Origin of the sequence: Streptomyces sp. NPDC002935, assembly GCF_040611295.1 — a bacterium.
In the GTDB taxonomy this organism is placed as follows: Bacteria; Actinomycetota; Actinomycetes; order Streptomycetales; family Streptomycetaceae; genus Streptomyces.
In genome coordinates this window covers 20265-37515 of sequence record NZ_JBEXNW010000055.1, presented here as the reverse complement: position 1 = coordinate 37515, position 17251 = coordinate 20265, and the positions used below count along the sequence as shown (strand labels likewise).

11 protein-coding genes are annotated in these 17251 nt (G+C 71.0%); 9 read left to right on the top strand and 2 right to left on the bottom strand.

Annotation, left to right across the window (positions count from 1 at the left end):
* Nucleotides 1-214 precede the first annotated feature (214 nt).
* Nucleotides 215-982, top strand: coding sequence for an IclR family transcriptional regulator (locus tag ABZX90_RS41275; protein ID WP_355213421.1), 768 nt, complete (start codon nucleotides 215-217; stop codon nucleotides 980-982).
* 175 nt (nucleotides 983-1157) lie between these two features.
* Here the strand turns inward: ABZX90_RS41275 and ABZX90_RS41270 are convergent, their stop codons facing one another.
* Entirely contained in the window at nucleotides 1158-3866 is a 2709-nt protein-coding gene (locus tag ABZX90_RS41270) for an FAD/NAD(P)-binding protein (protein WP_355213420.1), read from the bottom strand.
* A 401-nt stretch (nucleotides 3867-4267) separates the two neighbouring features.
* Here ABZX90_RS41270 and ABZX90_RS41265 point away from each other — a divergent pair, with 401 nt between their 5' ends.
* The 3 genes from ABZX90_RS41265 (at nucleotide 4268) to ABZX90_RS41255 (ending at nucleotide 8657) form a co-directional block, all read left to right on the top strand.
* The gene (locus tag ABZX90_RS41265; RefSeq protein ID WP_355213428.1) at nucleotides 4268-5464 is read left to right on the top strand and encodes an Ig-like domain-containing protein; all 1197 of its coding nucleotides are present in this window, start codon (nucleotides 4268-4270) and stop codon (nucleotides 5462-5464) included.
* 244 nt (nucleotides 5465-5708) lie between these two features.
* The gene (locus ABZX90_RS41260; protein ID WP_351119124.1) at nucleotides 5709-7112 is read left to right on the top strand and encodes a glycoside hydrolase family 16 protein; all 1404 of its coding nucleotides are present in this window, start codon (nucleotides 5709-5711) and stop codon (nucleotides 7110-7112) included.
* A gap of 15 nt (nucleotides 7113-7127) precedes the next feature.
* Entirely contained in the window at nucleotides 7128-8657 is a 1530-nt protein-coding gene (locus ABZX90_RS41255; protein WP_355213419.1) for a glycoside hydrolase family 64 protein, read from the top strand.
* 51 nt (nucleotides 8658-8708) lie between these two features.
* Here ABZX90_RS41255 and ABZX90_RS41250 read toward each other — a convergent pair whose 3' ends face one another.
* The gene (locus tag ABZX90_RS41250) at nucleotides 8709-9617 is read right to left on the bottom strand and encodes an AraC family transcriptional regulator (protein ID WP_351119122.1); all 909 of its coding nucleotides are present in this window, start codon (nucleotides 9615-9617) and stop codon (nucleotides 8709-8711) included.
* A gap of 146 nt (nucleotides 9618-9763) precedes the next feature.
* Between ABZX90_RS41250 and tkt the strand changes: the two genes are divergently transcribed.
* The 5 genes from tkt to pgi all read left to right on the top strand — a co-directional run bounded on the left by tkt (nucleotide 9764) and on the right by pgi (nucleotide 17248).
* On the top strand, nucleotides 9764-11857 hold the full coding sequence (tkt, locus tag ABZX90_RS41245; RefSeq protein ID WP_355213418.1) for a transketolase: 2094 nt from the start codon (nucleotides 9764-9766) through the stop codon (nucleotides 11855-11857).
* A 19-nt stretch (nucleotides 11858-11876) separates the two neighbouring features.
* The gene (gene tal / locus ABZX90_RS41240; protein ID WP_355213417.1) at nucleotides 11877-13022 is read left to right on the top strand and encodes a transaldolase; all 1146 of its coding nucleotides are present in this window, start codon (nucleotides 11877-11879) and stop codon (nucleotides 13020-13022) included.
* 89 nt (nucleotides 13023-13111) lie between these two features.
* Nucleotides 13112-14677 carry a glucose-6-phosphate dehydrogenase gene (gene zwf / locus ABZX90_RS41235; RefSeq protein WP_355213427.1) on the top strand — a complete coding sequence of 522 codons (1566 nt, stop codon included), beginning with the start codon at nucleotides 13112-13114 and terminating at the stop codon, nucleotides 14675-14677.
* Nucleotides 14674-15609, top strand: coding sequence for a glucose-6-phosphate dehydrogenase assembly protein OpcA (gene opcA / locus ABZX90_RS41230; RefSeq protein WP_355213416.1), 936 nt, complete (start codon nucleotides 14674-14676; stop codon nucleotides 15607-15609). Before zwf ends, opcA begins: the two co-directional genes overlap by 4 nt.
* A complete protein-coding gene (gene pgi, locus ABZX90_RS41225; protein ID WP_355213415.1) occupies nucleotides 15602-17248 on the top strand; it encodes a glucose-6-phosphate isomerase in 1647 nt (548 codons plus the stop codon). The genes opcA and pgi overlap by 8 nt, the downstream gene beginning before the upstream one ends.
* Nucleotides 17249-17251 lie beyond the last annotated feature (3 nt).

Here is a 17251-nt window from a genome sequence, read left to right as displayed (position 1 = left end):
CCGCCGTCCTGGACGACGACAGCCCTGCCGGTGAGATCGACGGCGGGCGCGAGGGGTCCCTTCACGTGGTGCGGCTACGAGTTCGGAGCCAGGAGCAACAAGTGTCGACGTCACCAGTTGTTGCCGTCCGACCCCTACGGCATGCTGGGCCCGTACACCCGAACCGCCCCGCCCGCACGCTGCTGCAACGGATCGCGGACGCCGAGCTGAACTCATGACCCCCCTGTCCGCTCCCAACCGCCTCCTCGCCGTGCTCGCCGCCTTCGACCACGAGCACACGGCGCTGTCATTGACGGACATCAGCCGCCGGGCGGGCCTCAGTCTCACGACCGCGCACCGGCTGGTGGCCGCGCTGACGGAATGGGGCGCGCTGGAGCGGGACGCGGAGGGCGCGTACCACGTGGGCCTGCGCCTGTGGGAGATCGCGGCGCTCGCCCCGCGCGGTCTGGCCCTGCGGCAGATCGCCCTGCCGTACCTGGAGGACCTGTACGAAGCGACGCACGAGAACGTGCAGTTGGCGGTCCGCGACGGCGCCGAGGTCGTCTACACCGAGTGGATCTCGGGGCGTTCGTCGGTCGGCGTACGCATTCAGGTGGGTGCCCGCTGGCCACTGCACGCGACGGGCGTCGGGCTGGCGCTGCTCGCGCACACGCAGCCCGCGTTCCAGGACGCGTACTGCGCCGGGCCGTTGGCCGCCTACACCCCGTACACCATCACCGATCCGGCCCGGCTGCGCCGCGCCCTGGCCGAAGTACGTCGCACGGGTTCGGCGGTGAGCAGCCGTCAGGTGACCGACGACGCCCTGTCGGTGGCCGCGGCCGTGCGCGGCAGGGACGGAACGGTCGCCGCGGCCGTGTCGGTCGTCGTACCTCACGCCGACGCGCAGATCCCGGCGTTGATCCCTGCCGTACGGCTGGCGGCCCGCGGAATCTCCCGGGCTCTCGGCTGGCGGCCGACGGCCCGGACAGTGCCGCCCGCTTGACGCCGGCACCGGCATGCACGCGGGGCAGCTACCGGCACGGCCATGGAGCGGGCACAGCCCCAGGCACCAGCACGCGTACGGACCCTCCGACGCGGGTGCCGGGCCGCTTCCTCGCGTGCGCGGTCGGCGTTGCCGTCATGCGGCCGGGCTGGGCGGCCTGCCCCGCGTCACCCCGTCAACTGGGCAGCTCGGCCAGCAGGCGGCGGTCGCGGGGTGCGTGGCCGCGGTCGAGGCGGGTGTCCAGGAGGCGCCGGGCCGCATCGCAGCGGCCCGCCGCGACGAGGGCGTACAGCAGGGTCTCCTCGACGACCTCGCGCTGGGCGGCGCTGCCGCCGACCCGGCCGAGGACCGGAAGGAGCGCGGCCAGTCCCCGGGCGGCTTCGTGGAAGCGTTCCTCGACGAGGGCGGCGAAGGCCTCGCAGAGGGGGACGACGACCTCGCGCTGAACGGGGTCGGCGCCGGCGGCGTGGTCGCGCAGCCGGCGCAGCGCCGCGAGGTCGCCGGCGGCGGTGAGGGCGACCGCCGCGTGCAGCGCGGTGAAGGCGGTCGCGGGCCGTTCCACGATCTCGCGGGCGACGCTGTCGAGGACGTCCGCCGCCGGTACCCGCCCGCGCCAGCTGTCGCTGAGCCGGGCCCGCCACAGCAGGGACCCCGAGTCGACCAGGGCGCGTACGCCGGTCACCCGCCCCGGCGCGAGCTGGGCGAACCAGCGTCTGCGGACGGCGGCGGGGTCGTCCAGGGCCAGTTCGTGCAGGGCTATGTGCCAGGAGAAGTGCGCCCGGTGGACGGCTCCGCGTCCGTGCCCCGACACCCAGGCGTCCAGCCAGTCGCGGCCCGTCTCGTGGGCTCCTGACTCGTAGTGGACGTGGGCGAGTGCGTGCACGGCGTGTCCGGAGGCCGGCTCGGCGGCCAGCGCGCACAGGGCCAGTTCGGCTGCCTCGTCGTAGCGGCCCTGATCCTGGCGCAGGAAGGCCAGGAGCGAGGCCGGGAACCAGTGGCCGTCGTAGGCGGGCGAGGCGCGTTCGACCAGGCCCAGCGCGTAGCCCGTGTCGAGGTCGTTGAGGCCGGAGAAGGCGATGGTGGGTACGGCGGCGGCGAGCGCCAGCGCGTCGGCGGGGTGCGCGGCGAGGTGTCCGAGCAGCGCCCTGGCACCCCCGTCCGGTGACTCACCGTGCACACGGCGGGTCACCACGTCGACGAAGGAGCGCTCGCGTTCGTCGGCCCGCTCCCGCGCGCACCGTTGCGCGTCGGCCAGGGCCCTCGGTACGTCGACGTCGGCGCCGCACTCGTGGCCGAGCAGGGCGAGCGCGGCGTGCCCGAGCGCGAAGCCGGGGTCGAGGGCGACGGCGCGCGCGAAGGCGTCCTCGGCACCGGCCCTGACCTTGAGGACCCGTTCGAGGCCGGTGCGGTGGGCGGCCGCCGCCTCGGCGTGGGTGGACAGCGGGAGCCCGTGCGCGTCGACCGGCCGGCGACGCGCGGAGCGTCGCTCCGGAGCCAGTGGCGCGAGCAACTCGCCTGCCAGGTCGGCGGCTTGGGCACGGATCTCGGGAATGGCGGTCGTCTCCCACAGTTCGCCGCGGCGCGGGGCGCCGAGGGTGAACAGCGGGCGGTCGGTCCGGCCCTCGGTGTCGAGGAGTCTGCCGTCGCGGGTCGCGACGCCCATGCCGAGCGGGCCGGGCACGGCGGCACCCGCGTCGAACAGCGAACGCCACAGGGGGTCTTCGGGGCGCGGGCCCGGCCCCGTGCAGTCGATCACCCAACCGGCTGTGATGCGGCGGCCGTCGGAGAGGGTGACCTGCACGGAGCCGTCGGCCTGTGCGACGGCGTCGGTGATCCTGCCGGTGTGCACGCGCAGACGTCTGGCGGTACGGGCCCGGGCCACCGACTCGGCCGTCGTCGGCGCCATCCGGTGGCGGTGGGTGTTCCACAGCGCGCCCTCGCGCTCCAGGAACGCGGCACGCTCCTCGGGAGTGAGGCTGTGCCACAGCCGCGCGGTGTGCGGACGCAGGCTGTCGAGCGCGGGGCGCCAGTCGCCGTGGGCGCGCACGGCGCGGCCGATGTGGCGGTAGACGGTCCGGCGCAGCGTGGACAGCGTCGGCGCGTCGAGCCCCTCGGGCGCGGCCATCGCCGGGGCGGGGCTCAGCGCGTGCGGCTGGGGCAGCAGGCCGGTGCGGGAGAGGGCGTGCACGGTGCGTCCGGGCCGGTCGAGGCTGAGCGCCAGGTCGACCGCGGTGAGCCCGGTGCCCACCAGCAGGACGTCGGTACTCGGGCCGCCGCTCGTGCGGGCGGCCGGCTCGGCGAGCGGTCCGTCGAGGGCGCCCGGAGCCCAGGGGGATCCGATGAACCGTCCGGAGGTACGGAGTCCGGGCGGGACCCAGTCGCCGGTCGTGGCCGCCGGTCCGGTGGCGAGGACCGCGCTGTCGGCCGACAGGCTTTCTCCGTCGGCGAGTTGGAGCGACACCCTGCCGTCCGGGGTGCGGGTGCAGCCCTCCGCCCTGGTCCGCAGGCGGTGTACGGCGACGGTGCCGTGGGCGTGGACGATCGCCTGCGCCAGGGTGTCCGCGAGGTAGGCGCCGTAGCGGTAGCGGGTGGCGAAGTCGGTTCCGCTGACGGTGGGTTCGCCGTGCCGGCACAGCCAGCGGGTGAAATGGCCGGGATCGTCGGGGTAGCAACTCATGCCGCCGGCGGGCACGTTCAGCCGGTGCCGGGGATCGGGGGTGGCGTACGCGGTGCCACGTCCGGCTTCGGGGGCCGGGTCGACGAGGACGAGTTCGAGGGGGGTGCGGCGGCGGGTCGCCGTCTCGCACAGCTGCACGGCGGTCAGCGTGCCGGCCGCACCCGCTCCGACGATGGCCACGGTGTGCCGCTCACGGGCTGGACTCACGGATACCTCCGGCGGGGTCTGCTGCGGAACCGGCAAGCGGAACTCCTACGTCACTCGTGCGACCGGAGAGGTCGGAAAGGACTCCCGGAACGGGATCTCACGGAAACCTCAGGGTCCCGGTCGGCCCTTCATACTCTGTTCATAATCCAGGGCACCCCGGCAACCGTGGATTCAGGCCGTCTCTCCGGGCTTCCTCACTGGAATCTCAGGTTGGAGCCGTCGGATTCAAAGAATCAACCCATGGAAGTCGCGCAGGATGCACCCGCAGTGGTGGTGAGCGATGAACCGAGGAAAGGCGTTCCGTGGGCGTCCCTGAGATATCGAACCGTCCCGAGTCCGCGCCGGATGCCTCGGGACGGGCGCGGCACCGGGCCGGGCGTCCGGCCTGGTCACGGCGCGGAATCCTGGTCGCCCTCGGCGCCGCGGTACCGGCCCTCGCCCTGACCGGGTGCGGCGAGGCGACGGACGCCGCCGAGGGGGCGGGCGCGACGGCGACCGACGGCACCGGGGCCGGGACCAGGGCCAAGGCCCAGGTCAGGACGCCGACCGTCACGGTCTCCCCCGCCGACGGCACACGGAAGGCCGACTTCACCAACCCGGTCGAGGTCTCCGTGGCGGACGGGACCTTGTCGACGGTCAAGGTGTCCGGCAATGACGGTTCCACTCTGGCCGGATCCTTCAACGACGACCGCACGCGATGGACCTCCACCGGAAATCCTTACTCGGGGACCAAATACACGGTCACGGCGAAAGCGGAGGGCGCCGCGGAACACACCACGACCTTCGTCACGAAGTCCCCGGGCGAGACCTTCGTGGGCTATTTCACGCCCGAGGCGAATTCGACCTCCGGCGTCGGCATGCCCGTGTCGATCAATTTCACGAAGGCCGTGACCGACCGGGCGGCCGTCGAGAAGGCCATCACCGTGACGGCGGAGCCCGCGGTGGAGGTGGTCGGCCACTGGTTCGGGGACAGGCGGCTCGACTTCCGTCCCGCGCGGTACTGGGCCGCGGGCACGAAGATCACGCTGAGCCTGCGCCTCAAGGACGTCGAGGGCACCGACGGCGTCTACGGCGTGCAGTCCAAGGACATCACCTTCCACATCGGCCGCCGCCAGGTGAGCACCGTCGACCTCGCGCGCAAGACCATGACGGTCGAGCGGGACGGCACGACCCTCGCCGGCTACCCGGTCAGCGGCGGCGCCGCGGACCACACGACCTGGTCCGGGATCATGGTGATCAGCGAGCGGTTCGAGGAGACCCGGATGGAATCCTCGACGGTCGGGCTGGGCGACGAGTACGACATCGCGGACGTGCCGCATGCCCAGCGCCTGACCACCTCCGGCACCTTCATCCACGGCAACTACTGGGCCTCGGCCTCGGTCTTCGGCGGCAGCAACACCAGCCACGGTTGCATCGGCCTGCACGACGCGAAGGGCGGGAACGACAGCTCCGTGCCGGGCTACAGGTTCTACGAGAGCTCGATGCTCGGTGACGTGGTGGTCGTCGAGAACTCGGGCGAGCGGACCGTCGAGGCGTCGAACGGCCTCAACGGCTGGAACATGTCGTGGGCGGACTGGCAGGCCGGGAGCGCTCTGTGACGGCTTGACCCGAGGGGCGGGTCCCGGCGCACCGCGCCGGCCCGCCCATTCCGCATGCCCCCTTCTTTCACGGCGTGAACTCCCGTGCGGGCAAAGGACTTTCTCGGCTTCACCTCTTGACGGCCGGAGTGACAGAGAGCACATTGGCCGCGCAGCTGCTGTGAGAGCGCTCTCAAATGGCCATGGGAGCGCTCTCACACCCCACCCGCGCACCCCACACTCCGTACCAGAAGAGGCACACCCCATGAGTGAAACTTCCGGCACACCCGTCAGACGCGGCTCTCTGCGGCGCGTACTCGTCGCCGTGTTCAGCACGCTGAGCCTGGCGGCGGTCGCCGCCACGGCGGCCACCCTCCCCGCGAACGCCTCCGCCCCCACACCCCCCTCCGGCTGGTCCCAGGTCTTCCTCGACGACTTCAACGGAGCCGCGGGAACCGGCGTCAACACCGCCAACTGGCAGTACACGACGGGCACCAGCTACCCCGGCGGTCCCGGGGGCTTCGGTACCGGCGAGATCGAGACGATGACCTCCAGCACCAACAACGTCGCGCTCGACGGCACCGGCAATCTCCGGATCACCCCCCGCCGCGACGCCGCGGGCAACTGGACCTCGGGCCGCGTCGAGACGGTCCGCACCGACTTCCAGCCGCCCGCGGGCGGCAAGCTCCGCGTCGAGGCCCGGCTCCAGATGCCGAACGTGACCGGTGCCGCGGCCAAGGGCTACTGGCCCGCCTTCTGGATGCTGGGCGCGCCCTTCCGCGGCAACTACTGGAACTGGCCGGGCATCGGTGAACTGGACATCATGGAGAACGTCCAGGGGCTCAACACCGAGTGGGCCACCATGCATTGCGGCACCTCACCGGGCGGCCCCTGCAACGAGACCTCCGGCATCGGCGGCAACACCCCCTGCGCGGGGACCACATGCCAGGCCGGGTTCCACACGTACGCCGTCGAGTGGGACAAGTCGACGAGCCCCGAGGAGATGCGCTTCTACCTCGACGGCGTCAACTTCCACACGGTGCGGGCGAACCAGGTCGACGCGACCACCTGGACGAACGCCACCAACCACGGCTACTTCCTGATCCTGAACGTCGCAATGGGCGGCGGCTTCCCGGACGCCTTCGGCGGCGGCCCGGACAGCGGCACGGAACCCGGCCACCCGCTCGTGGTCGACTACGTCCAGGTGCTCCAGTCGGGCAGTGGCGGCGGTGGCACCACTCCGCCGCCCACCGGCAACCGTGACGCGTACAGCGCCATCCAGGCCGAGTCCTACGACGGACAGGCGGGCGTCGGCACCGAGACCACCACCGACTCCGGCGGCGGCCAGAACATCAGCGCCCTCGCGAACGGCGACTACGCGCTCTACAAGGGCGTCAACTTCGGCTCCACGGCGGCCAAGCAGTTCTACGGCCGGGTGGCGAGCGGCGCGGCGGGCGGTGTCAGCGGCCTGGTCGAGGTGCGCCTCGACAGCCGTACGAGCACGCCGGTCGGCAGCTTCGCGGTGGGCAACACCGGTGGCTGGCAGGCATGGAAGACCGTGCCCGCGAACATCAGCTCCGTCACCGGAACCCACGACGTCTATCTGACCTTCACCAGCGGCCAGCCCGCGGACTTCGTGAACGTCAACTGGTTCGACTTCGGCCACTGACACAGGAGTTGACGCATGCTCACCCGATCCCCGGCCGGGCCGGCCACATCACGCTCCGAGGTCGGACGGAAAGTCGGCGCCGTCCTGGCCGCCCTCCTCACGGTGCTGGTGCTCGGCCTGGCCGGGGCGGTACCCGCCAAGGCCGCCGCCGACTACACCCAGGGCGTCACCTCGACGGGCTCCGGCTCCGTCCAGATCTGGTTCACGCCCGCCGCACCCGCGGCGCTGGTCGATGTGCACTACCTGTCACCCGGCGCGGGCCAGCAGAACTTCCGGATGGCGAACGTCTCGGGCACCTGGCGGCAGAACGTCAGCGGCCTGCCGAGCGGCTTCACCCTGGAGTACTGGTTCACGTACGAGAAGAGCGGCCCGCTCCACGACACCCCGCACTTCACCCACACCGTGGGAGGCGGAGGGGGAGGCGGTGGAGGGGGCGGCGGAACCGGCAGCTTCCCGATCACCTTCCAGAACAACACCCGTGGGACGTACGCCGATTCACAGATCTACGTCACGGTGCTCGGCCAGGTGACGCCCGGTCAGTGGTCATACATGAAGGCCGACGGGACCATGGCGCACATCAGCCACCTGGACGCGAGCGCGCCCGGACATCTGACCAAGAACGGCGTGGCCTACCCGAACATGTCGTTCACGATGGCCCAGTCGGGCGGTTCGGTCCCCTCCCCCACGTCCCTCCGCGGCGGCCGGATCTACGTCTCCCTGGGCTCACCGCTGTACATCCCGGTCTCCCCGGACGACCAGGGCTGGGGCGGCCCCGACCTGCGCAACCCGAACGATCCCAACACCGACGTCTATTACGACTGGTACGAGTACACGTACGTCTTCGGACAGGTGGCCTTCGGCGGGAACACCACCCAGGTCGACCAGTTCGGCTTCCCGATGACCTCGCGGCTCACACAGGCGTCGAGCGGCTACGACACCACGCGGGGCATCACGCTGACCCGCGCCCAGGTCATGTCGCAGTACGCCGCCTCGGTGGGCGCGGCCTTCAAGCCGCTGCAGAACACGTACCGGATCGTCGCCCCGCGCTCCTCCGCCCTCTTCCTCGCGGGAGGCTCCCAGGCGAACCACCTCCAGGCGTACATCGATCAGACCTGGTCCTCGTACGCCGCCCATCCCTTCAAGCTGACCCGGCTGGGAGAGACCTTCTCGGGACAGGTCTCCGGGAACACTCTCACCTTCACCAAGAACGGCGCCGGTCCCTACACGCTCCAGAAGCCGTCCTCCCCGGACGTCGTGGCCTGCGCGGGCGCGCTGGCCTCGGGCAGCGACCCGGAGAAGCAGCTCGGCGCGGAGTTCTGCGCCGTGTTCAACCGGGGCGTCGCCCTCGACACCTCGGCCTGGTACACCCCGTCCGCCTACTACACCGGAGGCGTCAAGAACGACTACGCGGCCTTCCTGCACACCGTGGGTCTCGACCGGCGGGCCTACGCCTTCCCCTACGACGACATCAACGACCAGTCGTCGGTGCAGATCCTCGGCAACGCGAACCCGCCGACCGGGCTGACGCTCGGCATCGGCTGGTGACCCACCGCCGCACGGCCGGCTGAGAGGGGCGGACCGCACGGTCCGCCCCTCTCAGCGCAGTTCGGCCCGGAAGGCCACCGGGGTCGTCCCCGTGTGCTGGTGGAAGAACTTGGAGAAGTTGGCCGCGTCCGGGAAGCCGACGGCGACTCCGATGCGCCCGATCGGCATGTCCGTATGGGCGAGAAGCCTCTTGGCCTCCAGGACGACCCGCTTGTCGATGAACCCCTTGGGCGTCTCGCCGGTGGCGGCGCGCGCCGCGCGGACCAGGGTGCGACGCGAGTACCCGAGGGCGTCGGCGTAGGCACTGACGCTGTGGTTGGTGGCGAAGCCCTTCTCGACCGCGTCCCGGAACCGGGTGAACGTGGTGTCGGTGTGCTCGCGGGCCGCCTCGGCGGAGCTCGCCGCGAGGTGGGCGAGACGCAGCAGGAACGCGGTCAGCGAGTGCCGCAGCACCGAGGTGTGCAGGCTGAGCGGCAGTGTGGTCGTGTCCAGGTACTCGCGCTCCAGCTGGGCGAGCGAGTGCTCCAGCGCGGCGAGCCGGTCGGCGTCGGGGCGCAGCAGCGGGGGCAGGTCGTAGCGGTAGAGGCCGGTCGCCTCGACGGTCGCGCGGGGAAGGAAGCCGGGCTGCATGGTCAGGACGGTGCCGCGGTAGCGGTCGGTGCTGGAGAAGCGGTGCACCTGGCCGGGCCGGATCCACAGGATGTCGCCGGCACCAGCCTCGTACTCGGCGAAGTCGATCATGTGCCGGACGGGTCCCTCGTGGAAGAGCATCACGACGTGGAAGTCGATGCGGTGCACGCGTTCCAGCGGGGCGTCCGCGTGCCAGGTGCGCCCGGTCCCCATCGCGCCGACCTGCATGCCCACGCCGGACAGGCTCAGATCGGCCGGGAAGGGAAAGGTCCTGATCCCGTCCTGGCCGTCGTCGTTCCCGCTGCCGCCTTGGGTGGTTCTGTCTGCCATGTCCTTCTCGCGTCGGCTCGCCACGACTCTGCGTGTCCCACTTTCACCGAAGGCTGACACACGGGCACCTTCCCCGGCAAAAGTCTGACTTTTAGGTTTGAAGGCGTTGCCCCAGCGTTCGCCCGTTCAGTGAGGACTTCTTGAAGATGAGTACGCAGAGCTCCGACGGCTTCACCTGGACCGAGCTCGACCGCCGCGCCGTCGACACCGCCCGCATTCTGGCCGCTGACGCCGTGCAGAAGGTCGGCAACGGTCACCCCGGGACCGCGATGAGCCTGGCCCCGGCGGCGTACACCCTCTTTCAGAAGGTGATGCGTCACGATCCGGCCGACCCGGAGTGGACCGGCCGCGACCGCTTCGTCCTCTCCCCCGGACACACCTCACTGACTCTCTACACACAGCTCTTCCTGTCGGGTTATGAACTCGGCCTCGACGATCTGAAGGCGTTCCGCACCCACGGGTCCAAGACGCCCGGTCACCCCGAGTACGGACACACCGCGGGTGTGGAGACCACGACCGGTCCGCTCGGCCAGGGTGCCGCCAACGCGGTCGGCATGGCCATGGCCGCCCGCTACGAGCGCGGCCTCTTCGACCCCGAGACCCCCGAGGGCGAGTCCCCCTTCGACCACACCATCTGGGCGATCGTCTCCGACGGCGACCTGGAGGAGGGCATCTCCGCCGAGGCCTCCTCGCTCGCCGGCCACCAGAAGCTCGGCAACCTCGTCTTCGTCTACGACGACAACCACATCTCCATCGAGGGCGACACGGCGACCGCCTTCTCCGAGGACGTGCTGAAGCGCTACGAGGCGTACGGCTGGCACGTGCAGCGGATCGAGCCCGCGCTCGGCGGCGACATCGACGTCCACGCCCTGTACGCGGCGCTCAAGGCGGCGCAGGCCGAGACCGGGCGCCCCTCCATCATCGCGATGCGCACGATCATCGCCTGGCCCGCCCCGAACGCGCAGAACACCGAGGCCTCGCACGGCTCTGCCCTGGGCACCGAGGAGATCGCCGCGACCAAGCGGATCCTGGGCTTCGACCCGGAGCGGACCTTCCAGGTCGACGCCGAGGTGCTGGCACACGCGCACCAGGCCCTCGACCGGGGCGCCGAGGCACACGCCGCCTGGGACAAGCGCATCGGCGCCTGGCGCACCGCGCAGCCCGAGCGCGCCCAGCTCTTCGACCGGATCGTCGCGGGCCGGCTCCCCGAGGGCTGGGAGACCGCGCTGCCGGTGTTCGAGGAGGGCACGTCCGTCGCCACCCGTGCCGCGTCCGGCCAGGTCCTCCAGTCGCTCGGCGCCGTGCTCCCCGAGCTGTGGGGCGGCTCCGCCGACCTGGCCGGTTCGAACAACACCACGATCGACAAGACGTCCTCCTTCCTCCCGAAGGGCAACCCGCTGCCGGAGGCGGACCCGTACGGCCGCACGATCCACTTCGGCATCCGCGAGCACTCCATGGCCGCGGAGATGAACGGCATCGCGCTGCACGGCAACACGCGTGTCTACGGCGGCACCTTCCTGGTGTTCTCCGACTACATGCGCAACGCCGTCCGCCTGTCCGCGCTGATGCAGCTCCCGGTGACGTACGTCTGGACGCACGACTCGATCGGCCTCGGCGAGGACGGTCCCACACACCAGCCGGTCGAGCACCTCGCCTCGCTGCGCGCCATCCCCGGCCTGAACATCGTCCGCCCGGCCGACGCCAACGAGACGGCGATCGCCTGGGGCGAGATCCTCAGGCGGCACGCCACGAACCCGGCCCCGCACGGTCTGGCCCTCACCCGTCAGGGCGTGCCGACCTACCCGGCCAACCCCGACGCGGCGCGTGGCGGTTACGTGCTGCGGGACTCCTCCACGGAGACCCCGGACGTCGTCATCGTCGCGACCGGCTCCGAGGTTCAGCTCGCCGTCGCGGCGCGCGAGGGGCTGGAGGCGGAGGGCGTGGGCACCCGGGTGGTGTCGATGCCGTCCGTGGAGTGGTTCGAGGAGCAGTCCCCGGAGTACCGGGCGAGCGTCCTTCCGCCGTCCGTGAAGGCCCGCGTGGCGGTCGAGGCCGGGATCGGTCTGACCTGGTACCGGTACGTCGGTGACGCAGGACGCATTGTCTCGCTGGAGCACTTCGGCGCCTCCGCCGACGCCGGAACCCTGTTCGCCGAGTTCGGCTTCACCGTCGAGAACGTAGCCGCCGCCGCGCGGGCTGTGCTCGATTCGACGACTGGCCTTGCCGCCCTGCGCGGTTGATCCGTTCGCACGAAGGAAGATGATCACTGTGACCGAAGCAACCGCGACCGCGGTAACCCTGAAGCGCCTCTCCGACGAAGGCGTCTCCATCTGGCTGGACGACCTGTCCCGCAAGCGGATCGAGTCCGGCAACCTGGCCGAACTCGTCGCGACCCGCCACGTGGTGGGCGTGACCACCAACCCGTCCATCTTCCAGGCCGCCATCGGCTCCGGCGAGGGATACGAGGAGCAGCTGGCCGATCTCGCCGTGCGCGGGGTGACGGTCGACGAGGCCGTCCGCATGATGACGACCGCGGACGTGCGCGCCGCCGCCGACATCCTGCGCCCGGTGTACGAGGCGACCGGCGGCCGGGACGGCCGGGTCTCCATCGAGGTCGACCCCCGCCTCGCCCACGACACGGCCGCCACGATCGCCGAGGCCAAGCAGCTCGCCTGGCTGGTCGACCGCCCCAACGTGATGATCAAGATCCCGGCGACGAAGGCCGGCCTCCCGGCGATCACCGAGGTCATCGGCCTCGGCATCAGCGTCAACGTGACGCTGATCTTCTCCCTGGAGCGCTACCACGCGGTCATGGACGCCTACCTGGCGGGCCTGGAGCGGGCGCAGGCCGCGGGCATCGGCCTCACCGGCATCCACTCCGTGGCCTCCTTCTTCGTCTCCCGGGTCGACAGCGAGATCGACAAGCGGCTCGCGAAGGTCGGCACGGACGAGGCCCTCGCGCTCAAGGGCAGGGCGGCGCTCGCCAACGCGCGGCTCGCCTACGAGGCGTACGAGGAGGTGTTCGGCGGCGCCCGCTGGACGGCGCTCGCCCCGTCCGGCGCCCACAAGCAGCGTCCGCTGTGGGCCTCCACGGGCGTCAAGGACCCGGCGTACAAGGACACCCTGTACGTCGACGAGCTGGTCGCGCCGGGCACGGTCAACACCATGCCGGAGGGGACGCTGAACGCCACCGCCGACCACGGAGACATCCACGGCGACGCGGTGACCGGCGGCTACCCCCAGGCCCGTGCCGATCTGGCCGCGGTCGAGGCGCTCGGGATCTCCTACGACGAGGTCGTCGGGCAACTGGAGGACGAGGGCGTCTCGAAGTTCGAGGCGGCCTGGGAGGATCTTCTCGACGCGGTGGCGACCTCGCTTCGCGGCAAGGGAGTTGAGGGGGAATGACCAAGGGTGAGGCGCTTTCCGACGGCACCCCGCAGGGTGCGCCCGCCGCGCCGCAGGGATCCGGTGACGCGGCCGTGGAACCGGGTGGGATGAGCCCCGAGGCCCTCGCCGAGGCGCTCGGCGTCCCGGCGGCCGACTGGGACAACCCGCTGCGCGACCCGCGCGACCGCCGGCTCCCCCGGATCGCGGGCCCCTCCGGTCTCGTCATCTTCGGTGTCACCGGTGACCTGTCCCGCAAGAAGCTGATGCCGGCCGTGTACGACCTCGCCAACCGGGGTCTGCTGCCGCCGGGCTTCTCCCTCCTCGGGTTCGCCCGGCGTGACTGGGAGGACCAGGACTTCGCGCAGGTGGTGCACGACTCGGTGCGCGAGCACGCGCGGACGGAGTTCCGCGAGGAGGTCTGGCAGCAGCTCGCCGAGGGCATGCGGTTCATCCCGGGGGACTTCGACGACGACGCGGCGTTCAAGCAACTGCGAGCGGCCGTCGAGGAGTTGGACTCCTCCCGGGGCACGAGCGGCAACTACGCCTTCTACCTCTCCGTACCGCCGAAGTTCTTCCCGAAGGTGGTCCAGCAGCTCAAGCGGCACGGTCTCGCGGACGCTCCGGAGGGTTCGTGGCGGCGCGCGGTCATCGAGAAGCCGTTCGGCCACGACCTGGCGAGCGCGCGCGAGCTGAACCGGATCGTGCACGGCGTGTTCGACCCGGACCAGGTGTTCCGTATCGACCACTACCTCGGCAAGGAGACCGTCCAGAACATCCTGGCGCTCCGCTTCGCCAACCAGATGTACGAGCCCGTCTGGAACCGGTCGTACGTCGACCACGTCCAGATCACGATGGCCGAGGACATCGGTATCGGCGGCCGGGCCGGTTACTACGACGGCATCGGCTCCGCCCGGGACGTGATCCAGAACCACCTGCTCCAGCTCATGGCGCTGACCGCCATGGAGGAGCCGGCCGCCTTCGACGCCGAGTCGCTGCTCGCCGAGAAGCTCAAGGTACTCAGGGCGGTCAAGCTGCCGGAGAACCTGGGCGAGCACACCGTGCGCGGCCAGTACGCGACGAGCTGGCAGGGCGGCGAGAAGGTGCGCGGCTACCTCCAGGAGGAAGGCATCGACCCCGCGTCGACGACCGACACCTACGCGGCCGTCAAGCTCCAGGTCGACAACCGCCGTTGGGCGGGCGTCCCCTTCTATCTCCGGACCGGCAAGCGCCTCGGCCGACGGGTGACGGAGATCGCGGTGGTCTTCCAGCGCGCCCCGCACTCCCCCTTCGACTCCACGGCCACCGAGGAGCTCGGCGCGAACGCCATCGTCATCCGCGTCCAGCCCGACGAGGGCATGACGGTGCGCTTCGGATCCAAGGTGCCGGGTACCTCGATGGAGATCCGGGACGTCACCATGGACTTCGCGTACGGCGAGTCGTTCACCGAGTCCAGTCCCGAAGCGTACGAACGACTGATCCTGGATGTCCTGCTCGGCGACGCCAATCTCTTCCCCCGCCACCAGGAGGTGGAAGAGTCCTGGAAGATCCTCGACCCGATCGAGGGGTACTGGGACGCGCACGGCACGCCCGCGCAGTACCCCTCGGGCAGTTGGGGCCCGAAGGAAGCCGACGAAATGCTCGCACGAGACGGACGGAGCTGGCGCAGGCCATGAAGATCGACCTGACCGACACCACGGCAAGCAAGATCAACAAGGCGCTCGTACGGGGGCGCCGGGCCATCGGCACCCCCGCCGTGGGCATGGTCCTGACGATGGTCATCGTCACCGACGAGGAGAACGCGTACGACGCGATCAAGGCGGCCGAGGAGGCCTCCCGCGAGCACCCCTCGCGCACCCTGGTCGTCATCAAGCGCGTCGCCCGCAGCCCGCGCGACCGCACCAACTCCCGTCTGGACGCGGAGGTGCGCGTCGGTTCCGACGCGGGCACCGGCGAGACGGTCGTCCTGCGGACGTACGGCGAGGTCTCCGACCACGCCGACTCGGTGGTCCTGCCGCTGCTGCTGCCGGACGCCCCGGTCGTCGTCTGGTGGCCGGTGGACGCGCCCGACAACCCGGTCAAGGACCCGCTGGGCGCCCTCGCGCAGCGCCGGATCACCGACATGTACGCCGTCGAGGCCCCGCTCCAGGCGCTGGACGCCCGCGCCGCCTCGTACGCGCCGGGCGACACCGACCTGGCGTGGACCCGGCTGACGCCGTGGCGCTCGATGCTGGCGGCCGCCCTCGACCAGGCCCGTACGAAGGTGATCTCGGCGACCGTCGAGAGCGAGGCGCAGAACCCGAGCGCCGAACTGCTGGCCCGCTGGCTGGAGGCTCGCCTCCAGGTCAGGACCGAGCGCGTCGTCACCGCCGGCCCCGTGGTGACCGCCGTCCGGCTCGGCACCGCGAACGGCGAGATCGTGATCGACCGCCCAGAAGGCCCGCTGGCGACTCTGTCCCTGCCCGGTCAGCCCTCCCGCACCCTCGCGCTGAAAGTGCGCTCCACCTCCGAGCTGATCGCCGAGGAGCTGCGCCGCCTCGACGCGGACGAGATGTACGCCGTCGCCCTGCGGGGCGAGGCCACCAAGGAGACCCCCCGTCATGTCTGACTCCCCCAAGCCCACACGGCGCCCGGAGTGGGTGGCCCTGGAGGACCACCGCGCGACCGCGCTGCTCCACCCGCGGCTGCGCGAGCTGTTCACCGCCGATCCCGCCCGCGCCGAGCGCTATGTCGTACAGGTCGGTGACCTGCGGATCGACTACTCCAAGCACCTGATCACCGACGAGACCCTGGCCCTGCTCCAGGAACTCGCCACCGCCACCGACGTCTTCGGGCTGCGGGACGCGATGTTCCGGGGCGAGAAGATCAACGTGACCGAGGACCGCGCGGTGCTGCACACCGCGCTGCGCGCGCCGCGGGACGCGGTGGTGGAGGTCGACGGGGAGAACGTCGTGCCGGCCGTGCACGCCGTCCTGGACAAGATGGCCGGTTTCGCCGAGCGGGTGCGCTCGGGCGAGTGGACCGGGCACACCGGCAAGCGGATCAAGAACGTCGTCAACATCGGCATCGGCGGCTCGGACCTCGGTCCGGCGATGGCGTACGAGGTGCTGCGCTCGTTCACCGACCGCTCGCTGACCGTGCGGTTCGTGTCGAACGTGGACGGCGCCGACCTGCACGAGGCCGTGCGGGACCTCGACCCGGCGGAGACGCTGTTCGTCATCGCCTCGAAGACGTTCACCACGATCGAGACGATCACCAACGCCACCTCCGCGCGCTCCTGGCTGCTGGCCGGGCTCGGCGAGGAGAAGGCGGTGGCGCGGCACTTCGTGGCGCTGTCGACGAACGCCGAGAAGGTCTCGGACTTCGGGATCGACACGGCCAACATGTTCGAGTTCTGGGACTGGGTCGGCGGCCGTTACTCCTACGACTCGGCGATCGGTCTGTCGCTGATGATCGCGATCGGCCCGGACCGTTTCCGCGAGATGCTCAACGGCTTCCACCTGGTCGACGAGCACTTCCGCACGGCTCCCGCGGAGGCCAACGCACCGCTGCTGATGGGTCTGCTGGGCATCTGGTACGGCAACTTCCACGACGCGCAGTCGCACGCCGTGCTGCCGTACTCGCACTACCTGTCCAAGTTCACCGCCTATCTCCAGCAGCTGGACATGGAGTCGAACGGCAAGTCGGTGGACCGTGACGGGCATCCGGTCGAGTGGCAGACCGGACCGGTGGTGTGGGGCACGCCCGGCACCAACGGCCAGCACGCCTACTACCAGTTGATCCACCAGGGCACCAAGCTGATCCCCGCCGACTTCATCGGCTTCGTCAACCCCGTCGGCGAACTCAGCGACGAACTCCAGGCGCAGCACGACCTGTTGATGGCGAACTTCTTCGCGCAGACGCAGGCGCTCGCCTTCGGCAAGACACCGGACGAGGTGCGCGGCGAGGGAGTGCCCGAGGAACTGGTGCCGCACAAGACGTTCCAGGGCAACCACCCCACGACCACGATCCTCGCCGCCGAGCTGACCCCCTCGGTCCTCGGCCAGCTGATCGCGCTCTACGAGCACAAGGTGTTCGTGCAGGGCGCGATCTGGAACATCGACTCCTTCGACCAGTGGGGCGTCGAGCTCGGCAAGGTGCTCGCCAAGCGGGTCGAGCCCGCCCTGACCGAGGGCGCCGACGTCCCCGGACTCGATCCCTCCACGGCCGCTCTCGTGGCCGCTTACCGCACTCTCCGGAAGAAGTGAACT